21 protein-coding genes are annotated in these 25,504 nt (G+C 29.9%); 16 read left to right on the top strand and 5 right to left on the bottom strand.

Annotated elements, in window-relative coordinates:
• Positions 1–415 precede the first annotated feature (415 nt).
• The 6 genes from KEC93_RS16415 (at position 416) to KEC93_RS16390 (ending at position 11,448) form a co-directional block, all read left to right on the top strand.
• Positions 416–1,033, top strand: a complete 618-nt coding sequence (locus tag KEC93_RS16415) for a hypothetical protein (protein WP_023973802.1) — start codon at positions 416–418, stop codon at positions 1,031–1,033.
• Positions 1,034–1,546: 513 nt separating this feature from the next.
• Entirely contained in the window at positions 1,547–5,887 is a 4,341-nt protein-coding gene (gene polC / locus KEC93_RS16410; protein ID WP_077868769.1) for a DNA polymerase III subunit alpha, read from the top strand.
• Between the two features lie 1,196 nt (positions 5,888–7,083).
• Positions 7,084–7,938 carry a zinc ribbon domain-containing protein gene (locus tag KEC93_RS16405; protein ID WP_039773548.1) on the top strand — a complete coding sequence of 285 codons (855 nt, stop codon included), beginning with the start codon at positions 7,084–7,086 and terminating at the stop codon, positions 7,936–7,938.
• 35 nt (positions 7,939–7,973) lie between these two features.
• On the top strand, positions 7,974–8,930 hold the full coding sequence (locus KEC93_RS16400; protein WP_077868768.1) for a zinc ribbon domain-containing protein: 957 nt from the start codon (positions 7,974–7,976) through the stop codon (positions 8,928–8,930).
• A gap of 46 nt (positions 8,931–8,976) precedes the next feature.
• On the top strand, positions 8,977–10,608 hold the full coding sequence (locus KEC93_RS16395) for a YARHG domain-containing protein (protein WP_077868767.1): 1,632 nt from the start codon (positions 8,977–8,979) through the stop codon (positions 10,606–10,608).
• Positions 10,609–11,448, top strand: a complete 840-nt coding sequence (locus KEC93_RS16390; protein WP_077868766.1) for an N-acetylmuramoyl-L-alanine amidase family protein — start codon at positions 10,609–10,611, stop codon at positions 11,446–11,448.
• A 271-nt stretch (positions 11,449–11,719) separates the two neighbouring features.
• Here the strand turns inward: KEC93_RS16390 and KEC93_RS16385 are convergent, their stop codons facing one another.
• The 4 genes from KEC93_RS16385 to KEC93_RS16370 form a co-directional block, all read right to left on the bottom strand.
• Complete coding sequence (locus KEC93_RS16385; RefSeq protein ID WP_077868765.1) at positions 11,720–11,911, bottom strand: hypothetical protein; 192 nt, start codon at positions 11,909–11,911, stop codon at positions 11,720–11,722.
• A 25-nt stretch (positions 11,912–11,936) separates the two neighbouring features.
• On the bottom strand, positions 11,937–12,170 hold the full coding sequence (locus tag KEC93_RS16380) for a hypothetical protein (RefSeq protein ID WP_077868764.1): 234 nt from the start codon (positions 12,168–12,170) through the stop codon (positions 11,937–11,939).
• 245 nt (positions 12,171–12,415) lie between these two features.
• Complete coding sequence (locus KEC93_RS16375; RefSeq protein WP_172462695.1) at positions 12,416–12,859, bottom strand: ImmA/IrrE family metallo-endopeptidase; 444 nt, start codon at positions 12,857–12,859, stop codon at positions 12,416–12,418.
• Positions 12,860–13,016: 157 nt separating this feature from the next.
• Positions 13,017–13,529, bottom strand: a complete 513-nt coding sequence (locus KEC93_RS16370) for a helix-turn-helix domain-containing protein (RefSeq protein WP_051144914.1) — start codon at positions 13,527–13,529, stop codon at positions 13,017–13,019.
• Positions 13,530–13,746: 217 nt separating this feature from the next.
• On the opposite strand from KEC93_RS16370, the gene KEC93_RS16365 reads away from it, so the two are divergent.
• From KEC93_RS16365 to KEC93_RS16330, 7 genes are all read left to right on the top strand, one after another.
• Complete coding sequence (locus tag KEC93_RS16365) at positions 13,747–13,959, top strand: hypothetical protein (protein WP_023973792.1); 213 nt, start codon at positions 13,747–13,749, stop codon at positions 13,957–13,959.
• 469 nt (positions 13,960–14,428) lie between these two features.
• The gene (locus KEC93_RS16360) at positions 14,429–15,343 is read left to right on the top strand and encodes a YqaJ viral recombinase family nuclease (RefSeq protein ID WP_077868762.1); all 915 of its coding nucleotides are present in this window, start codon (positions 14,429–14,431) and stop codon (positions 15,341–15,343) included.
• A gap of 59 nt (positions 15,344–15,402) precedes the next feature.
• Positions 15,403–16,173 carry a phage-derived integrase/recombinase RecT gene (locus tag KEC93_RS16355; protein WP_077868761.1) on the top strand — a complete coding sequence of 257 codons (771 nt, stop codon included), beginning with the start codon at positions 15,403–15,405 and terminating at the stop codon, positions 16,171–16,173.
• Positions 16,174–16,466: 293 nt separating this feature from the next.
• Complete coding sequence (locus tag KEC93_RS16350) at positions 16,467–17,477, top strand: putative phage replisome organizer (protein ID WP_077868760.1); 1,011 nt, start codon at positions 16,467–16,469, stop codon at positions 17,475–17,477.
• Positions 17,440–18,153 carry an ATP-binding protein gene (locus tag KEC93_RS16340; protein ID WP_172462668.1) on the top strand — a complete coding sequence of 238 codons (714 nt, stop codon included), beginning with the start codon at positions 17,440–17,442 and terminating at the stop codon, positions 18,151–18,153. The genes KEC93_RS16350 and KEC93_RS16340 overlap by 38 nt, the downstream gene beginning before the upstream one ends.
• Positions 18,154–18,973: 820 nt before the next feature.
• Positions 18,974–19,216, top strand: coding sequence for an AbrB/MazE/SpoVT family DNA-binding domain-containing protein (locus tag KEC93_RS16335; protein ID WP_077868758.1), 243 nt, complete (start codon positions 18,974–18,976; stop codon positions 19,214–19,216).
• Positions 19,217–19,242: 26 nt separating this feature from the next.
• Complete coding sequence (locus KEC93_RS16330) at positions 19,243–19,995, top strand: phage antirepressor KilAC domain-containing protein (RefSeq protein WP_077868757.1); 753 nt, start codon at positions 19,243–19,245, stop codon at positions 19,993–19,995.
• Between the two features lie 219 nt (positions 19,996–20,214).
• On the opposite strand, the gene KEC93_RS16325 is transcribed toward KEC93_RS16330, so the two are convergent.
• Positions 20,215–21,474: a helix-turn-helix domain-containing protein gene (locus KEC93_RS16325; protein ID WP_077868756.1), complete on the bottom strand. Its 1,260-nt coding sequence runs from the start codon at positions 21,472–21,474 to the stop codon at positions 20,215–20,217.
• Positions 21,475–22,004: 530 nt separating this feature from the next.
• On the opposite strand from KEC93_RS16325, the gene KEC93_RS16320 reads away from it, so the two are divergent.
• The 3 genes from KEC93_RS16320 (at position 22,005) to KEC93_RS16310 (ending at position 25,392) form a co-directional block, all read left to right on the top strand.
• Complete coding sequence (locus KEC93_RS16320) at positions 22,005–23,024, top strand: rod shape-determining protein (protein WP_077868755.1); 1,020 nt, start codon at positions 22,005–22,007, stop codon at positions 23,022–23,024.
• A 168-nt stretch (positions 23,025–23,192) separates the two neighbouring features.
• Positions 23,193–24,407 (top strand): macrolide family glycosyltransferase, encoded by a 1,215-nt coding sequence (locus KEC93_RS16315; RefSeq protein WP_077868754.1) that lies wholly within the window; start codon positions 23,193–23,195, stop codon positions 24,405–24,407.
• Positions 24,408–24,777: 370 nt separating this feature from the next.
• Positions 24,778–25,392 carry a hypothetical protein gene (locus tag KEC93_RS16310; RefSeq protein ID WP_077868753.1) on the top strand — a complete coding sequence of 205 codons (615 nt, stop codon included), beginning with the start codon at positions 24,778–24,780 and terminating at the stop codon, positions 25,390–25,392.
• The last annotated feature ends 112 nt before the right edge of the window (positions 25,393–25,504 follow it).

The following is a 25,504-nucleotide window of genomic DNA, read 5'->3' as shown; positions in this document are numbered from 1 at the left end:
TCATTTAGGAACCCTATATATATCCAATTTGAGAATTATACTTATAGCTTGAAAAATCTGATATATCAGAAAGGACAGGTACTCTTTTGTGCAGTGTTACATTAGAGAATATGTTGCAGGCATTTCTTCATCATAAGTTGTTCCATTTTTGCTTGTCACGAGCTTGTCTCGGGAGCATGCTGAAATGGTGCAACTTATGATGTTAGAAAGCCTCAACTTATTCTCAGTAACCGAAACAACAGAGTGCCTGTCCTTTCGGTGAGTTATATGCATAAGTTCAGGTCTAAGTTGTTTATCTATAGATACCTACATAAGAATTTAAAATATTATTTTAAATTTCTGCAGTTTTTAATTTATTAAACAAGCAATTATATATTATAATGTTATATATCACTTGATGAAGGAGAAGGAAAATATGTTTTTATTTGGCGGGAATAAATTGAAGGTAAGAAGCGAAGAAGATGAGGATGGAGTTAAAACTTTCGTGGAATACTATGGAATGAAGAAAAGCGATGAATTTAAAGTAAAGGTCTTAAATGAAATGATTGGAGAGAACCTTTGTTTAATAGTTTTAGACTCTAGAATGTTGTATTTTGGAAATCAAGTGGAGCATGAGGTTCCAGTTGAAGAAATAGTAGAGCATTTAGGAATTTCAAGAATAGCATATAAGAAGTTTGAAATAAAGAAGGTACCAGAAGTATCTATGTTTGGTATTAGCATAAAAAAGGGAACTAAAAAAACTGATAAAGATTATGTAATAGGATTTGTTGTAAATAAGTATAATTTTAAAAGAATTGAAGAATATGTAAATAGAATGAATCTATATTATTTCATAGATAACGCTGGACTTGGTGAAGAGGATTTATTACAGAAGTTAAGTGAAAATTATGAAGAAATTGATGAAATGAGTAAGGAATTTTACTGTGAGATATTTAATAATAATTACATAAGTCAGTTAGTTATTTCATCAGAAAATGAGAACGCTATGGCAATAAAGGAAACGGTTGGCAGGTGCCATTCTGAGTTAAAATAAATAGTTTCACTCTAAGAAGAATGTATGCAAATTTTATTATTTATTAATTTGCCAGTGAATTCAACGTCTAATAGAATTAGCAAACATTCTTTTGCCTTGACAACATTATTAGATTATGGAATGATAGTTAGGCATAATCAAAAAAATAACAAGTCCATCTACCAAGCTTATTTTCCATTATGCTTCATCAGCAAATTGCACTAATAGACTTGCTATGAGTCCAATCTGCTTTTTCGCCTAATGAAAAATAATTATGGTATTTTGGGCTCGTTATTTTTGTTCATATGCCTTAAATGTCGGAAAACTACTAATTGATTAATTATTGTACAAATGAAAAATTAGTTGAGATTGAAAAATAATATAAATATTATCTAGATTAAATATGAGGGAGGTATAGGAATACTTTTTTGATAGAATTATTTCTATGCGTTTTTTTGAAGCTTAACAAATTGCAAGTTTAATCTATATAATAGTAGCATACTGAAAATTTTTTAGAAAAGGTTAATGAGTAGTATGAAGAGAATAAATGAAGCTTTTAGTGATTATGAATCGGCTGGCAGCATAAATACTGCCGTTATACAATCCGTAGTCTTGCGTAAGAAAACTAAAGTGCTGGAAATGGAAATTAGTTCAGATAATTATATTGAACTAGGGGAAATTGAAAGTTTCAATAGTTTTATAAAAGGTAAATTCGGATTAAATGATTCTAAAATTATTGTAAAGTATAGTGACGAGGTCGAAATAAGACCTATAGAAAAAGAATTGAAAAATATCGTATATTCCTTATCTACAAAGTATCCTGCATTAAAGGCAGCGGTTAATAATAGTGACTATGAAATAGAAGGAAATACTATAAATTTTAATTTTAAAATTCCTGTAGCAGGTTTTCTAAAAACCATGGAATATGATAAGCAAATTAATAAAGCTATAAAGCATATGTACGGGAAACATTATAATATCAACTTTATTGACCAAATAGATAGCGAAGAATTAGTAAAAATTGCAGAAGATAAACGTGCTAATGAGATGAAAGTTATTAAAGAAATAAAAATTAACCAAAGCAATAATCCTCCTGAAGTACCTAAAGCTGAAGAAGGTAAGCCAGAGGTAAAAGCTGAGGGTGATGGCAAAAAGGCAAGTAATCCATTCTTGATTTTAGGGCGAAATGCTAATATTAAGGAAAACATAATTAAAATTAATGATATAACGCCTGATGAGGGAAGAGTAGCTTTAGAGGGTGAAATATCTAATTTAGAAGCAAAAGAATTAAGAAGTGGAAAGATGTTAATCTCCTTTGATTTATATGATGGATCAAATTCAATGACTTGCAAGATTTTTGCAAAGCCTACTGAGTATGATGAAGTATTTTCTAGAATAAAAAAGGCTAAGGGGCTTAGACTTGCTGGAAATGCAGGATATAGTAATTTCTCTCATGAAGTTGAACTTATTGCTAACACTGTTATTGAAACAAATGGAATAAAGAAATATAAGAGACAGGATAATTCTGAGGTCAAGAGAGTAGAGCTTCACATGCATACTCAAATGAGCCAGATGGATGCCATGTCTAGTGCTAGTGATTTAATTAAGAGAGCTATGGGCTGGGGAATGAAGTCTATTGCTATAACTGATCACGGAGTAGTTCAGTCATTTCCAGAAGCGCACAAATTGCTTGGAAGAGATAATCCAGATATGAAAGTCATATATGGAGTTGAAGCTTACCTAGCACCTGATAAAAAGCCATCTGTAACAAATGTTAGGGAAGAAAGTATTGATACAGTATACTGCGTTCTTGATTTAGAAACTACAGGTTTTTCTCCTCAGACAGAAAAGATTACTGAAATAGGAGTAATGAAAATTAAGGATGGTAAGGTTATAGATAAGTTTAGTACTTTTGTAAACCCTCAAAAGTCAATTCCTATGAGAGTTGTAGAGGTTACAAAGATAACTGATGATATGGTAAAAAATGCAGAAACCATTGATAAAGTTTTCCCTAAATTGCTTGAATTTATTGAAGGAAGTGTTTTAGTTGCGCATAATGCTGACTTTGATATTGGATTCTTAAAGCATAATGCGAAAGTTTTAGGTTATGAGTTTGATTTTACCTATGTAGATACTTTGGGATTAGCGCAAGATGTATTCCCTGATTATAAATCTTATAAGCTAGGAAGAATTGCTAAGAATCTTGGAATAAAGGTTGAAGTTGCCCATAGAGCTTTAGATGATGTTGATACAACTGTTAAGGTATTTAACATAATGATTGAAAAGCTAAAAGAAAGAGGTGCACAAACTCTATCAGATATAGATTTATATGCAGCTGATGAAGAAGCTAAGAAAGTAGCATATAAAAAGGTTAAAACTCATCATGCAATAATACTAGCAAAAAATTACGTGGGGTTAAAGAACTTATATAAATTGGTATCATATTCTCATTTAGATTATTTTTATAAAAAACCACGTATATTAAAGAGCATGTTTAAGAAATATTCTGAAGGTTTAATTATTGGAAGTGCTTGTAGTGAAGGGGAATTATATCAAGCAATACTTCTTGGAAAACCAGAAGAACAAATTGAGGAAATTGCTAATTTCTATGATTACTTAGAAATTCAACCTTTAGGTAATAATGATTACTTAGTAAGACAGGAGCAAGTTCCAAATAAAGAATATTTAAAAGAAATTAATAAAAAGATTGTAGAACTTGCAGAAAGATTAGGAAAGCCTGTAGTGGCAACTGGAGATGTTCACTTCCTAGATCCTGAAGATGAAATATACAGACGTATATTAGAAGCAGGACAGGGATTTAAGGATGCAGATAATCAAGCACCATTATATTTAAGAACTACTGAAGAAATGCTTGATGAATTCTCTTATTTAGGAAGAACAAAAGCTTATGAAGTTGTAGTTACAAATACTAATATAGTAGCAGATATGTGTGAGCAAATAAGCCCAATTTCTCCTGAAAAATGTCCACCACATATAGAAGGTTGTGAGCAGACAATAAAAGATATAGCTTATGAAAAAGCTCATGAACTTTATGGAGATCCACTTCCAGAAATAGTTCAGGCAAGACTTGATAAAGAGCTGGATTCTATTATAAAAAATGGATTCTCAGTAATGTATATCATAGCTCAGAAGCTGGTATGGAAATCAAATGAAGATGGATACTTAGTAGGTTCCAGAGGATCTGTTGGTTCATCCTTCGTTGCAAATATGACTGGTATAACAGAAGTTAATGCGCTTCCACCTCATTATAGATGTCCTAAGTGTAAGTATTCTGATTTTGAGGATTATGGCGTTCTAAACGGCTTTGACTTGCCAGATAAAGTATGTCCTGTTTGTGGAGAAAAGCTTCATAAAGATGGAATAGATATACCATTTGAAACATTCCTAGGCTTTAATGGAGATAAAGAACCAGATATAGATTTAAACTTCTCAGGGGAATATCAGGCAAAAGCCCATAGATATACAGAAGTTATCTTTGGAAAGGGAACAACATTTAAAGCAGGGACTATAGGTACTATAGCAGAAAAAACAGCGTTTGGTTATGTTAAAAAATATTATGAAGAAAAGAATCTTCCAATAAACAAGGCTGAAACAATGAGAATTTCAGTAGGGTGTACTGGTATAAAAAGAACTACAGGTCAGCATCCAGGTGGAATTATAGTTGTACCAAAGGGAAGAGAAATATTTGAATTCTGCCCTGTGCAGCATCCAGCTGATGACGCTAATTCTGATATTATAACAACACATTTTGATTATCACTCTATTGACCAAAATCTATTGAAGCTTGATATACTAGGGCACGATGACCCGACAGTTATAAGAATGCTTCAAGATATAACAGGGGTTGATCCACATGAGATTCCTATGGATGACAAGGATACTATGTCCTTATTCTTCTCAACAAAGGCTCTTGGGGTAACTCCAAATCAGATAAATTCAGAGGTTGGAACATTTGGAATTCCTGAGTTTGGTACTAAATTCGTAAGAGGAATGCTTGTAGATACAAAACCAAAGACTTTCTCAGATTTATTATGTATATCAGGACTTTCACATGGTACAGATGTATGGCTTGGAAATGCTAAGGACTTAATTGATAATGGAGTAATTACCAGCATAAGTGATGCGGTATGTACCAGAGATGATATCATGGTTTACTTAATTAGAAAAGGACTTCCACCTAATACCGCATTTAAAATAATGGAAACTGTTCGTAAAGGTAAAGCCTTAAAAGAACCTAAATTTCCAGAATATGAAGCTATGATGAGAGAACATGATGTGCCAGAATGGTATATAGAGTCTTGTAAAAAGATAAAATACATGTTCCCTAAAGCCCATGCAGCAGCTTATGTAATGATGGCATTTAGAATAGCATGGTTTAAAGTTCATATACCTCAGGCTTATTATGCAACATACTTTACTATAAGAGCAAAAGCCTTTGATGCAGAATTTATGATCTTTGGAAAAGAAAAGGTTAAAGCAAAGATGCAGGAAATTCAGGCTCTTGGAAATGATGCTGGTCCTAAAGATAAGGATATGTATGATGACCTTGAAATAGTTTTAGAAATGTATGAAAGAGGATTTAAATTCCTTCCAATTGATTTATATAAATCTAGTGCTACAAAATTCCAGCTAGAAGAAGATGGAATAAGACCACCAATAAACAGTATAGCAGGTATGGGAAATGTAGCGGCAGAAGGTATAGCAAGTGCAGCAAAGGAAAAGGAATTTAATTCAGTAGATGATGTAAAGAAACGTTCAAAGATTGGTAATGCTGCCATAGAACTTCTTAGAAAATTTGATTGTTTAAATGGCCTTCCAGAAAGTGATCAAATGAGCTTCTTTGACGCAGTGTAGATTATAATTCATACTCAACCGAAAGAGAGAATACTCTGTTTTTCGATTGCTAGAGAATAAAAGCTGATGATTTCTAACATTAGAAGTTGCACCAATTACTGTTTGTTCCCAATATAAAATTGTGACAAACAATAATTGAACAACTTCTAATGAAGAAATCTTACATCTTTATTCTCAATGCAATGCTACAAAAAAGAGTAATCTCTCTTTCTAGTATGGTCTAAATTATAAGTAGAATTTAGGTTTTCTAGTGAATTTGTACTCTTGCTTAATTAGTATTTTAAAATTTGAATTAAAAATTTATATAAAAAATAATGTGAAAAAACACAGCCTAGTGAGTATAGATGCAGGCTGTGTTTTTTGGTTATATATTTGCTGTTATTTTAGTTATAGTATATTTAAGTAAAATAGATTATTTTCCATTATCTGTTGAGCCAACTTGATTGTTGCCTTTATCACGATTATTCTTGCCTTTCATCTTATCAACATTGCTCTTGTCATTCTTATTTCTGTTGTATTGAGAAGATCCCATTTATATCACCACCTTACTTTTTATTTATTATTCGCGGAAAGAGTTTGTGATATTCATATTGAGATTAGTTTTTGTAATTATATTCACTTCCTGAGCTAGTAAACTCAATAAAGTCATCTGATAGTATGTCGCTTATCAGCTATGTGCTCCCAAGAAATATTTTACTTGAAGATGATACTATTAAACTCACTTCTTTTGTAAATTGAGTTTGCAAAACAATTTGACACTAGAAATGGCGGCTTTTATTATTTCTAAAGTGCTTATAAATTTAAATTGATATTTAAGTGAATTGGATTTTTATTACAAGCTATATAGTGCCTAAATATTTTAGGATTGGGAGTTGAGTATATGGATTAAAAAGGTTTTACTATAAATTAAAATAAATAGCAGAATGAAAAGGACACAATAAAAATAGATGTGTGGGAAGTATTTGAAATCTAAGCAAGAATAAATTGGAAAGGGAAACATGATATGGTAGATTTTGTTCAAAAAAGTATAGAAAATTGGATATGATGAATAAAAGCATGCAATTAATGTTTGCAGTTCCATTATGTGGGGTGCTATAATTACTTAGTATCGATATTATAAATATAGTAAATGGCATAGTTTGTTTTTAGTGCATAACTAATTATGTATTAGCAGATATGCAAACGGAGGGGTAATAATGTTTTGTAAAAATTGTGGAAGTGAAATTTTAGATGGAGATAGGTTTTGTGGATCTTGTGGATGCCAACAATTTGAAAATGATATGCGAAAAGAAACATTCACAACAGTAAAACCAATTGATAGTGGAATAATAAAAGTATTTAAAAATTACTTTATTAAACCAGTATCTTTTTTTAGTGAGTTAAAAGATGAAGAGTTATTAAAATCATCAATTGCTTTACTTTTAGGACTACCTATTATTCAGGGATTATTAAATATTTTATATGTTTCAGCTATTATTAATTCAATATTCAGTATGGTAAAAAAGTTACCTACGATTTTAGCAAGTGCAAAAATAATATCAGAGCAAGAAGCTTTGAAAGCATCACAACAACTTATGATGTCTAATGAAATATTGGATGCCAAAAATAAAATTAATGCATTTATTGACAATAAGGATATATTTATAAATGGCTTTATTCAAGTATTTGTAATAATTATTTTGACAGCTATAATATTAGCAATATTAAATGCAATAGTATTGAAGAGTAAGATAAAACCAACAGATATACTATTTATATCAACTTCATCATATATACCATTAGTAATTTCAATGGCATTAGCAAGTATAGTTACGTTAGTTAGCATTATTTTTGGATTACTTATAATTGGATCAGGGTATATATTATCATTTATTACTTTGTATAGCGGAATAAAACAAATTAGCGAAGAAAAAAATGATAAGGTATTTATAATAATGATAATATTATTCATTTCATGTTCTGCTATATTAGCATTATTTATTACAAGTCAAATAGAATCATCGTTGATATCAACAATTAATATATTTAATTCTTTTAAAAATATCATTTAAGAATTAAGTATATAAATAATTCAAGGAGTTAGTTTATGAAATATTGTAAAAAATGTGGAAATGAAGTAAGCGATAATATAAAATTTTGTCCAAAGTGTGGAGAGCTCATTAATTCAAATAATACACCTAATAATATAGTCAATAAAAAAAGGAAGATTGGCTTAAAAATTACATTAATTAGCGTAATATTGATATTAATATTTTCAGTATCAGCAGGGGTAGCATATATTAAACAAAATGCATCTCATAAAGATGATGCAACTAAAAATATGGAAATATTAAACGTAGATATTGATAAGTACCCTGAAGTAACAGCTTCAATAAAAATTAATAATTATGCAAATAAGATTAATGTTAAAAATATTACAATAAAAGAAAATGATGCGTTTCAGAAAGATTTAAAATTATCTGATGGAGTAAATGATAATGAATATGCAATATCATACAAGACTTCAGACGAATCTACTAGCAGTGAAAAAAATATTAAAATAGCTTGTACATTAGATAATGATGAAGTTACAGCAGAGTATAGTTATACACCACCAGAAAAAAAGCAAACAGTGGATAAAAAATCTAACTCTTCTAATTCAGTTAACACATACGATAATAATGAGATAAAGGTCAAAAACTCAATAGAAGATTATGAAAGTGCATATATAAGAATGATTAACTCAAAGAATATTGACTATATTAAAGGATCAATAGATTTAAGTGGAGGTTTAATAAGTGAGTTTACTTCACTTATTAAAAATTATTCAGAACAGCAAATAGAAGAGGAACTAGTAAGTCATAAGATAGAAGATATAAAAAAAATAAGCAATTCTGAATATCAAGTAACTGTATATGAAAAATATTATATATCATATGGGAAAAATAAAACCTCATCATATACTGATTTTAGAGATACTTATGTGGTTAGATCAACTGCTTCAGATTTTAAAGTATATTCTATAAAAGATGTAGTGCAAATTAGTAGCAAAACAAATCCTTAATATACTTTAAACAATAATTAACACGTAACAATAGAGAGGTGAGAAAATGAAATTTTGTACTAAATGTGGAAATCCAATTGAACCAAACGTTAAGTTTTGCAAAAAATGTGGAAACCCAATTAAAAACTTAGATATAGATAATGAAGATATAAATAAAAGTAAAATTGATTTATCAAAAAAAATAAATAATAATGTAAATAATACTATAGATTTTTCTAAGGAAAATATAAATGAATCTATAACTGAACCTATTATTATACCTGCTAATGAATCATTGCAGAAAAATGAAAATGTTGAGAAAGAAAGAACTATGCATATTAATACTAGAGCAACTGAATACGAAAAATTTGAGCATAACAATGATACAGGTAACAATTCATCAAAAAATGGACATAAGAGAAGTAGAAAACCATTTTTTTCTGGAATGGCACCTAAAATCGCAGCAGCGGTTATATTAATAGTAGCAATTTGCATAGCTGTATTCTTCAATAGAATAGAAGGGGAATACTACATAATTAAAGCTAATGATACATCAATAAGTGCTAATGAAAAATTTCAATATGCTGTTAAGGCTGCAAAGGTATTAAAATCTAATACTACTAAAGACTTATTAAAAGCTAGTATTGTAGAAATTGCTAAGAATGATGTTGAATTAGCAGAAGAAGATTTAAATCAAGTATCAAGCATGATATCACAAGGAGACTATCAAAGTATTGCAATAGGTATAAAGGATAAAAAAATAGACAAGCTTTACAAAGATGGAAAATACCAAGATGCAGTAGCCGAGTTTAGTGAAATAGATAAACTTGGGGGAAACTTTAAAGATAATAAAAATTATGAAGATATTATGTTAAATGTAATTTCAAAAATAACTAATACTCCTCTTGCAAATACAAAAGCCTTACTTATGGAAGATAGGCAAATATGTTTTGATAACTTTGATGATGATCCTTTTGATGAAATAATAGAATTAAAAGGAAATGGAAAATACTCATATAATTCAGGATATAAATTAAATTTATATAAAATAAAAAATGGGCAATATAAATTAGTTGACAGCTTTACAATGGATCATGCATGGAATCAAACAATGCAGGGAGCATATAATTATGCTGATAATAAAAAAGGAGTATTTATCGGCTATTCAAATAATTCAAGCAATTCAGGTACAAGTGTTTTTGGAGTTGATAATGAAAAACTGCAATTAAAGGGAACTGTATTGGGGAACAAAGATACAAAGCCTGATGATGTAGATAATGACGGAATATATGAAATTGTATCAAATAGTACAAGCTTGGTGACATCAAATAACAAGGATAATACGAAATGGTACAAAGTATATGAAGATGGAAGAACTCCGACAGAAGTAAATGCAGGTGGGGGAGAAAAAGCTACCCAGAGTACAAAATCTTCAAATGACTATATTTTAAAAGATAGCGATAAGACATATTTAATGGAAGATGATCTGAAGAATTTAACGAAGGATCAGCTTGGGCTTGCAAGAAATGAAATATTTGCACGTCATGGATATGTATTTACTAATGATGAATATAAAAAATATTTTTCATCAAAAAGCTGGTATGTTCCAAATCCCAATTACGATGGAAGTGATTCTACTTTAAATGAATATGAAATAGCTAATTATAAAGTATTACAAGCATGGGAGCAAAAGAAATAGATGAATAAAATTTTATCAGGAGTTTTATCAATTTTAATATTTATAACTTTGTCTGGATGTAATTCAAGTATAGAGAAAAAAGAAGTTAATAATACCCAAGAAGTTGAAAAAAGTGATACTATAGAAACTGAAAATAAAACAGTGGATAATAGTGAGGCACCAAAAGAAGATAATGATTCCTCAAATAATGTGGAAGATCAAACAGTTGTAAATAAAAAAATAGTAGTCATTGATCCAGGACATTCTTCTAATGGAAATAAGGGAATGGAGAAACAGTCTCCAGATTCTGATGTAATGAAAATAAAAGATCCAGGTGGAGCGGAAGGAATTTCTACAAAAACGCCGGAATATGTTGTTGCTATGAGTGTATCTAAAAAATTAAAAACTTTGTTAGAACAACACAATGTAACAGTTATAATGACAAAAACACAAGATTCTGAAAGTCCAGGTAATATTGAAAGGGCAGAGGTTGGAAATGATAACAATGCTGATTTAGCTATAAGAATACACTGTGATTCTGCGGATTCTCAAAGTGCTAGAGGAACATCTATGTTAATTCCAGCTCCAATAGGATATGCAAAAGATATTAGTGCAATAAGTAAAGTATATGGTAAAACAATACTGCAAGATTTAGTTTCTACCGTAGGAATGCCTGATAGAGGTGTAGTTGAGAGATCAGATTTAACTGGATTTAATTGGTCAAAAGTTCCTGTGGTACTAGTTGAAATGGGATTTATGTCTAATGAAAAAGAGGATCAGCTTTTGAATGAAGACAGTTACCAAGAAAAACTGGCAGAAGGACTTAGCAAGGGTATATTAGAATCATTGCATTCAAATTAAATTTAGAAACTTAATTGAAAATATATAAATGTTTTTGAGGATTAAGAAAATTCCACGAAACATTTATATATTTTCTTTTTATATAAAATAAATTTATGCATGCAATATGCTGAGAAGTTAATTGTAACTATATTAAATATTTGATCTACCTTTCCATTTGGATTTTCACATCTGCTTCCCGTGGAATGCTTAAATAGCTACTTTTATTTTGTCACCTCATTTTTATCGTAGATGTCTTGAAGTTATTCTGGTTAGGGAAAAGCTTAAATTATTATTTATAGTGACCTATTTCCATGGCTGTATAATATATTTTGCCATAATATTCACTAGGCAATTCATTATTTCTGTATAAAGAATATGCTTCCCTACACAGTTTACTAACGCCATCTTTGTTTCCAGTATCTTCATAGGATTTAATCATTTCTTGAATAATTCGATTGCAATATTCTTCTGTATTTTCCATGTTAATCTCCTTGCAAATAATATTATTAATAATGAGTATTTAAATAATCTGCTATTTCTTCAATAAGTTTATTTCCACCTAGATCTAAAGCCATGATTGAGCAGCCAGCCATGTGATCCCAAGAGATATTAATTTTTATATTGTTTATAATAATATCTTGAGATTCTTCAAAGATAGGATTTCCACAGAAATCTGATAATTTAATTTCATACTTTCCCTTAAGAAGTTGTATGATTTTATTTATCTGATGTCTAGCCACTGTAACACTCTCATCTACTTTTAGGTGAGCGATAACAGTGGCACGACCCTAGATAAGTTCAACTAAGATTCAAGATGGAGGTAGAACTCCATCTGAATCAAGTTTCACTTTATATATAACTCATCATCAAATAAATCAAAAATACTGAGTCCAGAAGAAGATTCACGAATTTTTCCTATCATGAAATAAACACCTACCTTAATATAATATGAGCATAATAAAGGAAATTATATGCATTTAAATTACTAATCAAAATTACAGATGCCTATTCTAAGATCTAATAAATATCTTGAAACGTTTAATTCACAAGCAACTTCATCTAATGTTTTTCCTATTAATATATCTTTAGATATAAATGGGATTTCAAATAAAGATGAAAATATATCAGCTTCTTTTTCAAATTTATTAACATTGAAGAAGGTCTTTGTTTTTAGATAAGTGCAGTTATATTTTTTATGAAGGATAGCATGTCCTAACTCGTGCTCACATGTTATTCTCTTACACTCAGGACTAAGATTTTGGTTTATTGTTATAATTCTATTTCTCATTACATATTGATAAATCCCGTTTATTTCAGGATGAAGATCTAGTTCTCTATATGTTATTTTTTCTAATTTACATAATTCATAAACATCTGTAGTGTTATATTTTTTAACTAATTTTGAAAATAATCCCTCGATAAAATGCAAAAAAGCCACCCCCGTAATAGTTACCATAGTAAAGTAGTACAAATACAGAAGGCTTAAAACGCATTCTGTACCTGCTTTGTAATAATTCTAAAGTTATATATGCATAAGAATATCTATAATTTAGCCAATATCTTAGATGAAAAGTTCTCATTCTTATCTATTTTTTATATTTATTAGGTGAAATGAATTTATTTGCAGCATAGCTGCGTTTTTTTAAAGGTGTATATTTTTTATTTGCAATCTTTGCTTGACGTATTCCAGAAGATAAGGCTTCTATTAAACTTTCAATAGCTTCAGGTGACATAGGATTTCCTGAAAGCATGAGCCCTTCACCATTTAGTAAATCTTCTTTTAATGCTTCAATTCTTTTTGCAATGTCTCTTTCATCTTTTTTAGATAAAACAGTATTAGTTGCATCTGGAATTTCTACAGGTGTTTCGCCATCATTTATATAACCAGCAGCGGCCATAAGGTCAGCATAAGTGACACCATTGTGTGCAACAGAAGCAATTTTTTGTAATGTGCTAGGCGCTGGTGGACAAGAATTTTTATTGTTTATAATTCTTGACAATGTGCTAGAGCTTATTTTACATTGACTAGCAAAGTTGTTTAAAGAAATATCACCTTGTGCTTCTTTTATTAAACTACTAAGTAATTCGGCATTAAACATATAATCAACTCCTTTAAGTGATAAGTGAGAGTCCAAATTTATTATTAACATCTAACGAACGGATGTGCGTACATATATTATATTAATTTTAAATAATTTATTGCGTAAATGCAATGATAAGTAAAAAAATAGTAAAAAAAGTGTTGCGTTTAAGAAACGGTAGGAATATAATATTGCGTGTAAGGAATATTGCATAAGGAGAATGGGAGGGGAATATATGAATACAACAAAAGAATCAGTTAAAAAATTTGTTGATGAGCAGTTTGATGGTAACTTCAATAAATGTGCTCGGAATCTTGATTTAGCACCAAGTACCATATGGCGAATAGCAAATGGAAATGGTAAAGCAGGAATAAAGGTTATTACAAATATAATTAAATATTGCGATGATAAAAAAATTAATTACAGAAAGTATATATTTTTAAGTTAACAGCTTATAACTATTAATTATTAAAGATAAAATGACATTAGTTTTGATTAAAAGTTTATACTTGTGTTTCATGCTCGTTTTATATAGGAGCACCTTTTGTAACATGAAAAGTTGTTATTGTGCTAAGTACCTTTTCATAGGTGAATCGATCTTAGTTACAGTATAGCTGCTTTTTTTATAAGGTAAAAAGTTTCTGATTGTACTTTGCACTTTTTCAAAAGGTGAAAATGATCTTATTTGCAGCATAGCTGCTTCTTCAAAAGGTGAATTGTTCTTGGTTGTGCTACGCACTTTTTAAAAGGTGTTTAATTTTTTAAATTAAGTGTTGCGTGGAACGAACAGTTAACTGATTATAGTTATGTACAGTTTTCAAATTTTTAAACATGTAGATAAAAATAAAATCATTAGATTTGATGATTTTAGTGGAAATTAATTTTAATTTAGAGTGTTTCATTGAGAGGTGAAGGGAATGGATAAATTACAATGGCTTAAGGAAAGGCAAAAGGGAATTGGAGGTTCTGATGTTGGAGCTATTATGGGAGTTAACAAATGGAAAAGTCCTTTTGAAGTTTATGTGGACAAGACAGAAGAAATTAGAGAAGTGAAGGAGTCTAATGAATCATCTTACTTTGGAAATACCTTAGAGGAAGTTGTAGCAAGAGAATTTTCGATAAGGAGTGGCAAGAAGGTAAGGAAGGATAAAAGGCAGTTAGTTCATAAGACTCATGAATTCATGATGGGTAATATTGATAGAAGAATTGTTGGTGAAAACTCACTCCTGGAATGCACAACGGTGAATGCCTTTAGAGCAAAGGAATGGGCTGGTGAAGAAATTCCACCTAGTCACATACTTCAATGTCAGCATTATATGGAGGTCTTGGGTGCTGATACTTGTTATATAGCGGCATTGATAGGTGGACAAAGGTTTGTGTATAAAGAGATTAAGCGTGATGAGGAATTAATTTCTATGATAGTTGAAGCTGAAAAAGATTTTTGGATTAATCATGTTCAAAAAAGAATTCCACCAAAGCTTGATGGAAGTGAAGCTGCTAGTAAATATTTAAGCAAGACTTTTAAATGTATAGATAAGATGTTAGAAGTTAACTTGAAGGAAGAGTATAAGGACAAGATAAATGAATATTTAAATATAAAAAATCAAATGAAGATTCTAGATGAATCTCTTAAAGTTATAGAAAACAATCTAAAAAATCAGCTTGGAAATGCTGAAAAAGGAATTGTGGAAAAGTTCCAAGTAATTTGGAAGGGAGTAACTTCAAACAGAATAGATAGTAAAGTTTTAAAAGAAAAATATCCTGAGATTTATAAAGAAGTTTGCAAACAGTCTATGAGCAGAAGATTTGAAATTAAGGAGATTTCAAGTTAGTTAATGATAAAACATATTAAATTAATTATTCATCTAAATAAAGAGAGGGTGTTGTGTTTATGGCAACTAATAGCAGTTTAAAAAATCAATTGATTGAAAAAGAGCAAAGCACAGTAAATGTTCAAGAAACTATATTCAAAAATTTAATAAATAGTGATGAGATAAAGTCAAAGTTTACAGAAGTTTTAAAAGATAAAGCTTTTGAGTATATAAATTCAATAATAAATTTAGTTAAGGAAACTCCTACACCTAACGCCTTAGGAGCAAGCGATTCACACAAAAGCGCAGACTTGGATTCTCTGTTTATTGAATGTGAACCTAGATCAATAATTGATGCATGTATGATTGCAGCTTCCTTAGATTTATCTATCGATAAAAATTTGGAGTATGTCTGGATTATTCCTTATAAGAAGAAAGCAAATTTTCAGCTTGGATATAAGGGATATATTCAATTATTACTTAGAACAGGGGAGTATAAAGCCATAAATGTAATTGAAGTTTATGAAGGGCAGCTAAAATCATGGAATCCATTAACTGAAGAATTTAGTATAGATGTTTCAGCTAAAAAGTCAGATGCAGTTATAGGGTATGCAGGATATTTTGAGATGGTAAATGGCTTTAGAAAATATGTTTATTGGAGCAAAGAGAATATGGATTCGTTTAGGAATAATTCCTTTAATGGAGATCCAAGATGGAATAATGATTATAAGGCTATGGCTAAAAGAACAGTAATGAGAAATATGCTTTCAAAATGGGGTAGGTTAAGTGCTGAAATGCAAAGGGCGTATTTAGAAGATATTAATACAGATAAATTTATTAATGGAAATTAAATGATTGAGAGGTTTACAGTTTGGAATTAAAAATACTTAGAGTATATATAAAGTAAAAAATTTCATGTTAAATTTTGTATTTAAGATGAATTTACTTGAACTTATACCCCAAGGGCACAATGTAACCACAAGGTAAAATGTCTAAGAGTGTACGTTTTTAACTGCTATAGGAAGTGATTGGAGTATTAGAATGTCTAGGCATTAGACGGATGTATGTACTTCCATGAAGATTGATGTCCTCATGGAAAAATTGGAAAGGTTTAAAACATTTCTTTTAAAGGAGCGTGAGAAACATGTCAGATATTAAATGGATTAAGTTATCTACTAACATGCATGATGATGAAAAGATGAAATTAGTGGATGCAATGCCAGAGAGAGATACTATTCATTATTTATGGATAAGATTACTTATACAAGCTGGCAAAACTAATGCTAATGGACTTATATATCTAAATGAGAATATCCCATATAGTGATGAAATGTTATCTACAATATTCTCAAGGCCTCTAGCTTCTATAAGACTTGCACTTAAAGTATTATCAGAATTTCAAATGATTGAGATAGCTGATAATAACGTAATCAGAATAGTGAATTGGGAAAGACACCAAAATGTTGAGGGAATGGACAGAGTTAGAGATCAAAATAGAAAAAGAGTTCAAAATCATAGAGAAAAGAAAAAACAACTTGAAGCTGTAGTTAATGGAAGTGAAGAAACTAGTGTTGAAATTGAAGAACATAGCTGGGCTGAAAGTAAAGAATATGGATGTGCTGAAAGTAAAGAATATAACATTGAAGTTACAAATGATATTTGTGATAGTGCAAAAAAATCTTGTAACGTTACAGATGATAAAAGTAACGTTACTGTAACGGTGCAGAATAAGAGAGAGAATAAGAACAAGATTAAGAATGAGAATAATAAAGATAGAGAGATAAAGAAAGAAGATGATATAAATTCTAAATCTATTGAACTTGCTAAGTACTGTGACCTAATAGTTGGAATACCTAATGTTCTTAATTTAGGTGCACTTAAGTTAGCTATAGGGGTGCATGGTCAAGAATATGTAAAGATGGCTATAGATATAGCATTAAAAGCTAATAAACCTAATATGACTTACATTGAAGGCATACTGAAAAATTGGAGAAGAGAAGGATATCCAGATGATAAGGAGGTAAAGAAAAATGTCAATAGGAGCTATGGAAAGAATAGTAACCCGGATAAAAACAAATTTGCAGGATTCAAACCAAAGGAACCACGAAGCCTTACAGATGAGCAGCGAAAAAGAGCTGAAAAAAGCCTCATATAAGTGTGAGAAATGCTGTGATACTGGGTGGGTACTTATTCCACAAGAAAATAGGCAGCCCCTTGCAGTTAGCTGTGAGTGTAGAGAAATTGAGAAGGTAAAAAATGAATGGAAGCATTCAGGAATTAATGTTGAAATGACAAAGCATACTTTTGCTAATTTTAAGGTGTGGAATAGAGCTTCTCAAAGAGCAAAGGATACATCAGCAGCTTATTGCACTGATTTTGATGAAGTTAGAAATAGCAGAAGAAATAGCATTCTACTTTGTGGTCAGGTAGGAAGTGGCAAAACTCATCTCAGTGTTGCCATTGGATTAAATTTGTTAAAGCAGAAGATTAAAGTTGTGTACATGCCTTATAGAGATGGAATTACTAAGATTAAACAAAACATCCTTGACCAAGAATATTACGTTAAGGCCATCTCAAAGTATAAGCTGTGTGAGGTTTTACTTATTGATGATCTCTTTAAGGGTAAAATCAATGAAAGTGATATAAACATAGTCTTTGAAATTATTAATTATAGATATTTAAACTTTCTGCCAATCATAGTTAGCAGTGAATTTAGTATTGAAAGATTACTGAATTTTGATGAAGCTGTTGGCTCAAGAATTTATGAGATGAGTAAGGACTATGTGGTGGAAATTGAGAAAGACATACACAATAACTATAGATTAAAATAAGTTCAGCACAAGATATAGATATCCCACTTTAAAACTAAATTTAAGTGGAAACTTACCGAAATCATAAATATTTTGATTCCGAAAAGCTATGAAAATATCGCTGAAGGTTCTAAGCAGCAGGTTGTATCCACTTTAGCATGCTCCAACTTTCAGTTTGACAAGCTAAAATAGAACAACCTACAGCTAAGAACCTTTAACAGCTCATTTTCAAATGTTTTCTACATATTATGACCCTTGTGGTTACAAATATATTTATGATTTCTAGTGAAGAGATGAACTTAAAGTTTTTTCAACTTTGTAAATATGTTCATCTAATAAGTTGAGTTCTTAAATAACAATTATGAGATTAAATAGTTCAAAATTTTGAGTAGAAGTTAAGAAGATTTAAGGAGTGTTTAGGATATGGATAAAAAAGCTATTGAGGAAATTATCAATGAAAATATAAAGCTTACCGGAGAGAACATTAAGCTCGGTTATAAGGCACATTCAAAAAAATAATCAGTCCATCTACCAAGCCTATTTCCCATCATGCTACATCAGTAGATTGCCCTAATAGGCCCGCTATGAGACCAATCTACTTCCTTGCCTGATGAAAAATAATCATGGCATTTTGGATTTATTATTTTCCCTCATGTGCCTGAAAATCTGATTTTAGAAAAGAAAATAGGAATATTAGAAGAACAGACAAGAGTAATTCAAGGCAAGAAATCATCACAATATATTGTGGTTATGATGGCTTAATAAATATATAAAATTTGAGATATACAAGAAATGATTTAATCATATAAAAGAAAATAATTTTGTAGAGGAGAATGTAAAAATGAAAGCATCAGGAATAGTGAGAAAGCTAGATCCACTTGGAAGGATTGTAATACCAAAAGAAATAAGAAATGTACTAGGAATTAATGATGGAGATTCTATGGAAATAATTAAGGTTGATAATGAGGTAGTTGTTAGGAAATACAGTAAAGGCTGCATCTTTTGTGGAAATGATAAAGGTATTTCAAAATTTAGAGATGCACTTGTCTGTAGTGAGTGCAAAAAGGCGTTAGGTCAAGATTAAATCTATAAAAAGGGGGATAAACAAAAATGGAGAGTTTACGAATTTTTAAAGATGAAAGATTTGGAGAAATAAGATGGTTAAAAATTAATAATAAGGATTATGCAGTTGGGATTGATATAGCAAAAGCTTTGGGATATAAAAACCCAAGAGATGCAATTTTAAGGCATTGCAAGGGTGTCGTGAAACACGACATAGGGGTAGTTACTGGAAAGAGGAGAGATGGAACAGATGTTATTCAAAATATAGAAATGAGTGTCATTCCTGAAGGGGATATTTACAGGTTAGCAGCCAAATCAGAATTGCCTGGAGCAGAGAAATTTGAAGCATGGATTTTTGATGAGGTATTGCCTAGCATACGAAAAACAGGAATGTACGCTACAGATGAATTATTAGATAATCCTGATTTACTTATTGCTGCAGCGACTAAGTTAAAAGAAGAGAGAAAAGCAAGGCTGGAAGCCGAAAATAAGGTGAAGATATTAGAGCCTAAAGGACAATTTTATGATGATGTTGCAGGATCTAAAGATAGCATTGAAGTGGGACATGTTGCAAAGGTCCTTGCTATAAGAGGAATGGGAAGAAACAATTTATTCTCACTCTTAAGAGAAAAGAAAGTTTTGGATAAAAACAATATTCCGTATCAACAGTTTGTAGACTTAGGATATTTTAGAGTATTAGAGCAAAAATACACAGTACCTAGTGGTGAAACAAAGATAAACATTAAGACAATGGTATTTCAAAAAGGAATAGAGTTTATAAGAAGAAAAATTGGGGAGTAATAAAATATTGATTGAAATTAAGTGAATATTAAAAATTAGTAATCTGGTATTGTTGAGAGTGGAGTTGAAATGGAACTTCTAATTTCTAATTTTTATTATTGCAAGAAATTTGCTTTATGTACTGTTAATCACTTTGAACTAATAGTATAAAAAATGCTGTTGCATGGTTTGTATTAGACCTACAATAGCATTTTTTATGAGTTGCAGTTTAATTAGCACTTAAGTTATTTTATTCAAATGTCTATATTCTTTTGGAGTAACGCCTGTGAACCTTTTAAAAATAGTTGAAAAGTAGCTTTGAGCTCCAAAATTCAGAAGTGTACATATTTCAGATAAGGAATTATCAGTTAAAATCAATAATTTCTTTGCTTCTTCAATCCGTTCTTTTTGAATATAGTTACTTATTGTCATTCCTACTTCTTTCTTAAACAATCCTGATAGATAATTAGGATTCAAATTAACGGCTTTTGACAATTGTGAAAGTGTAATATCTTCATATATATGGCTGAAAATAAAATTTTGACATTTAGTGATATATTTTGAATATCGTGGTTTATTTTTAGCAATATAAGACATATTTGTAAAGTCTAAAAACATTTTCAATCTTAGATCTTGAACATCTTGAACGTTTTTTAACTCTTCCATATGTTGTGTATATTGAACACTAAGAGCATAAGCAACTTCAGAATTAACGCCACCATCAATAGCAGCACGATAGGCTATTGTACAAGCGTATATAAATTCGTTTTTAAAATGGCGTAAAGGGCTTCGTTTTGATAAAGTTCCTTTTTCTCCACTTGGAGGACTGTACAGGAAATCTAATAGCTTATTTTGGTCACCTTCCTTAATAAGAAGAAACAATAATTGTTCATACTTATAAGGAATATGGAAAGTATTATTCTTACGAGTTTCAGATAAAGTTAAGTTCAAAAGATTGTGCATTTGAGGGACGTTATGTTCTAATGCAGAATTCTTTTCTTTTATGGTATCTATATCAAGCTTGGTTTTATATATGGAGTAATATAACACCAAGCTGAAGTTTAATAATGTACTAGTGTTTATCACGGGAAGTTGATTATAGTAATTGAAAAATTTCTTTTTATATGTAATTGGAAGGTTAAAATCAGAAATTAATTCGTCAATAGTTTCTAATGTAAGATTAGATGATAAAGATGGACCTACTATGAAGGTACCTATAAAGCTTTTATAGTCTTTTATTGAGATATAAAAAAAAGTTTCATAGAAGCTATTAATTTTTAAAATAGGAAAATTATAAATCTCATTATTCTCAATTAAACTATTGAATACATCGGTCTTACATGGAAATACAGGATTATGTACAAATCTTTCCGCGGATTCAAATAAAACATCTCCATTTTTGTCTAAGAAATGAATAGGTAACATGAAGGTTTTAGACATTATGTCACATACAAATTGTATATCTTCTTTTTCTAGAATATTTTCTAATTTATTAGTCATAATTAACTCCTTAGCATTATTAACAAACCTAAATAAAGTTATTTTTCATAATAGATTAAAGATTATTGGCATGTTAAGTGAGAAAAATTTTAAATTAAGATTGAATACCTTTAATTAACAATAGATACAAAGGGAAGCTAAATATAATAATTATATAATATAAATAATAAAAAGTATGAAAAAAACTAAAAAAATATGAAAAAAATATAAAAGAAATTTGTTGAAAAATTATAAAATAGAAACGCTGAAATTAGCTTATATCCATATAAGAAATAAATTTAAATGAGAATTATTATAAGCATAGTAGATTATTGAACAAGTAATATTCTCGTATTTACAATTAAATCTTGCAAGGTTTAATTTTTATAGATTCATTTCAAAGCTATTGTGATATTAGAGTCACTCACAGACTTAAGTAATGCAATAAGTTATTAGCTATAGATATGCTATACTATAGTATTATTGGAAAAAAACATTAGATATAAGTTTAAAAGAAAAAGACATCTTGTAAATTTGGAAGGAGATCATATATGGGTTTATTTAGAATATCGAAAGATATAGGAATAGATTTAGGAACGGCAAATACTTTAGTTTATTTAAAAGGAAAAGGTATAGTTTTAAGAGAGCCTTCAGTTGTAGCAATTAACAGTGGTACAAAGAAGGTTATAGCAGTTGGGGAAGAAGCAAAAAAAATGATAGGTAGAACTCCTGGAAATATAGTTGTTATTAGACCTTTAAAAGATGGTGTGATTTCAGATTTTGATGTAACTCAAACCATGATAGAAATGTTTATTCAAAAAATAATAAATAAAAGTGCCTTTGTATCTCCAAGGATAATTGCATGTTACCCATCTGGAGTTACAGAAGTAGAAAAAATGGCAATAGACGATGCTACTAAGCAGGCTGGAGCAAGAGAAGTTGTTTTGATGGAAGAAGCTATGGCTGCTGCAATTGGAGCGGGACTTCCAGTAGATGAGCCAAAAGGAAGTATGATAGTTGATATAGGCGGTGGCACTACTGAGGTTGCGGTAATATCTATAGATGGAATAGTTACAAGTAATTCTTTAAGAATAGCAGGTGATGAAATGGACCAAGCAATTATTAGCTATATCAAAAAAGAATGCGATCTATTTATTGGAGAAAGGACTGCTGAGGCTATTAAGATGACCTTAGGTTCAGCGTTCAAAACTGCTGATCGAGAAAAGAGTATGGAGATAAAGGGGAGAGATTTGATATCAGGTCTTCCTAAAACTATTTCTGTAACAGAGACACAAATTATAGAGGCTTTGGCAGAACCAGTGGCAGCTATTATAAGTACTATCAAAAGAACAGTGGAGAAGACCCCGCCTGAATTATTATCAGATATAATGGAAAACGGAATAATGCTTGCTGGTGGTGGAGCATTATTAGATGGACTAGACATTCTAATTAGCAATGTTACTCATATGCCAGTACACATAAATGAATCACCATTAGATTGTGTTGCACTAGGTATTGGTAAGTCGTTGGAATTCTTCGAAAAGATTAGTGAAAGAAGAATGGATAAGTAAAGTACTTTAAGAATAAATTGAGTTTAACTATTGAAAATCTAAACTTAATACCGAGAAATTTACATTTAATGTGTGGATTTGGACGTTTAGAGAAAATGCTATTTAATTACTATGAGTATTATGAGAATATGTAAGTGTAAATATAAAGAATGGAAGTGAAGTTGATTTATGTCAAAAGTACTTTTTTTAAGTATACCTGCGTATGGACATATAAATCCTACATTGGGATTAGTAAATGAATTAGTAAAACAAGGAGAAGAAATTACATATTTCTGCTCAGAAGATTTTAAAGAAAAAATTGAAAAAACAGGTGCCAAATTTAAAAGTTATAGAGTGGAACTGAGCCTTTTTAAAAGAAAACATAAGACTTCTAATGATATGGGGCCAGATAAACTTCTTGATTATATAAATGAAACGCTTAAATCAAGTGATAAAATTATAAAAGATATTTTAAATCAAATTGAAGGCAAAAAATTCGATTATATTATGTATACGGCCATGTTCCCTTTTGGAAGTATCATTGCTCAAATACTGAAAATACCTTCAGTTTCTTCCTTTGCAGTGTTTGCAACTCCTAAAGAATTAAGGTCGCAGCACAAAGAATTAATGAATGAAAATTTAATAAAAAATCATCCGGTTATAGAGACTTATAAAAAAGTTTCAAGACAATTAAAAGAAGAATTTAATGTGGAAATGTCCCATAATATCTTTGATTTATTTTTTAATAAGGGTGATATAAATATTGTATATACCTCTAAATATTTTGTTGCACATCCAGAATATTATGATGAGAGCTTTAAATTTATAGGCCCACCAATCTATGATAGAAAAGAAAATCTAGATTTTCCTTTTGAAAAATTAGAGGGAAAGAAAGTTGTTTATATTTCACTAGGTACAGTGTTTAATAATACTGACAGCAATCTATATGATATATTCTTTAAAACATTTGGTAATACTGATGAAGTTGTTGTAATGACAGCATATAATATAGACTTATCTAAATTTGATATACCTAATAACTTCATCGTAAGAAATTATGTTCCTCAATCAGAGGTTTTAAAGTATACTGATGTAGCAATAACTCATGCTGGGATGAATAGTACTAGTGACTTATTGTATAACAATGTGCCTTTTGTAGCAATACCTATAGGTGCGGATCAACCATATATGGCAAAAAGAGCTGAAGCGTTAGGTGCAACTATTTCTCTTGATAAAGATAATATTACTCCAGAGATTTTAAGAGAATCTGTTGAGAAAGTTTTAACTAATCCAAGTTATCTTGAAAATATGAGAAAAATAAGTGATTCTTTCAAAGAATCCGGTGGTTATAAAAAAGCAGTTGAAGAAATTTTCAAATTAAAACGAGATAAGATAGATCAATAAGATTTATTAATAGTAATGCATGAAAAAATAAAAGCTGCAATAAAGGTAGATTAGGTAAAAATACTTAGTCTACCTTTTGTTTTTTACAAAAAAATAGAGATAGCGAAAAATATTAGGAGAATAATGATTAGCTATCTCTATATTTATTAAGAATAGGAAACGTATTTTAACTATTGACACGATTTTAATATTCTATACATTAATTATAAGAAAATAACAAAGAGATAATATAAATCGCAAAAAGTCAATTTTTCGTAATTAGTATAATTTAAATTTAATACTAAGGCCAAAGAGAAATAAACAAGATATGTTATAATTGATTTATAATGGTAAGATGTGATGAGCTAGTATAGTTAAGGAGAATTATAATATGTATAAAGAAGGAAATGAATCATGGAAAGTAGTAGTATCCAGTGATATGTCATTAAACTTTGCTCTTTTTACTGGTTGCGTATATGGATTAATAGATATTGATAATATAGAAGGTGGAAATAGGTTATGGCCTTCAAAGTATTTTATTAACAAATGTCATAAACAATTACCTTTGGTAAAAGAACAATGGAGTGAATGGTTTAATAATATGATTAAAGGTAGAGGGGAAAAGGTTATTTCAAAACAAAGATTTGATCATGGGGATAATATGTTTAATCCACCTGACTTTTCAGATTTTCCATACTATGAATTAAGGGAATGTTGTAAAAATGCATGGCGACCTTTTATAGAATGGTGGGAAATGGTTGGTGGAGGCAGGAATGCTCTTTCTTATTTTGAAGGATTTGGCAATGAAAAAATTAATGAGTATATTAATGAATTTGAAAATAAAGTTCAAAGGAAAGTTAAGCCATTCAATTTATATATAGATTTAGTATATACAGGAACATCTAAAATTATAGAAGCAAACAATGAATATATCGTTATGATTCCAGTTAGACCTATATATTTTGATAAAGATTGGTGGATGAGTAAATTACAACAGATAGGTTAGAACAAATAAGGAAAATGTATATGGGTTACTAGTAAGTGATTCAGGTTCCAAGGTAAAATCAACATACTAAATAAAAAATAGAAGCTCCCCATATAAGTGATAGCTCCTTTTA

It is taken from the genome of Clostridium beijerinckii (assembly GCF_018223745.1).
Classification (GTDB): Bacteria; Bacillota; Clostridia; order Clostridiales; family Clostridiaceae; genus Clostridium; species Clostridium beijerinckii.
The sequence above is the reverse complement of the archived record's forward strand: the minus strand, read 5'-3'. Positions and strand labels throughout refer to the sequence as shown.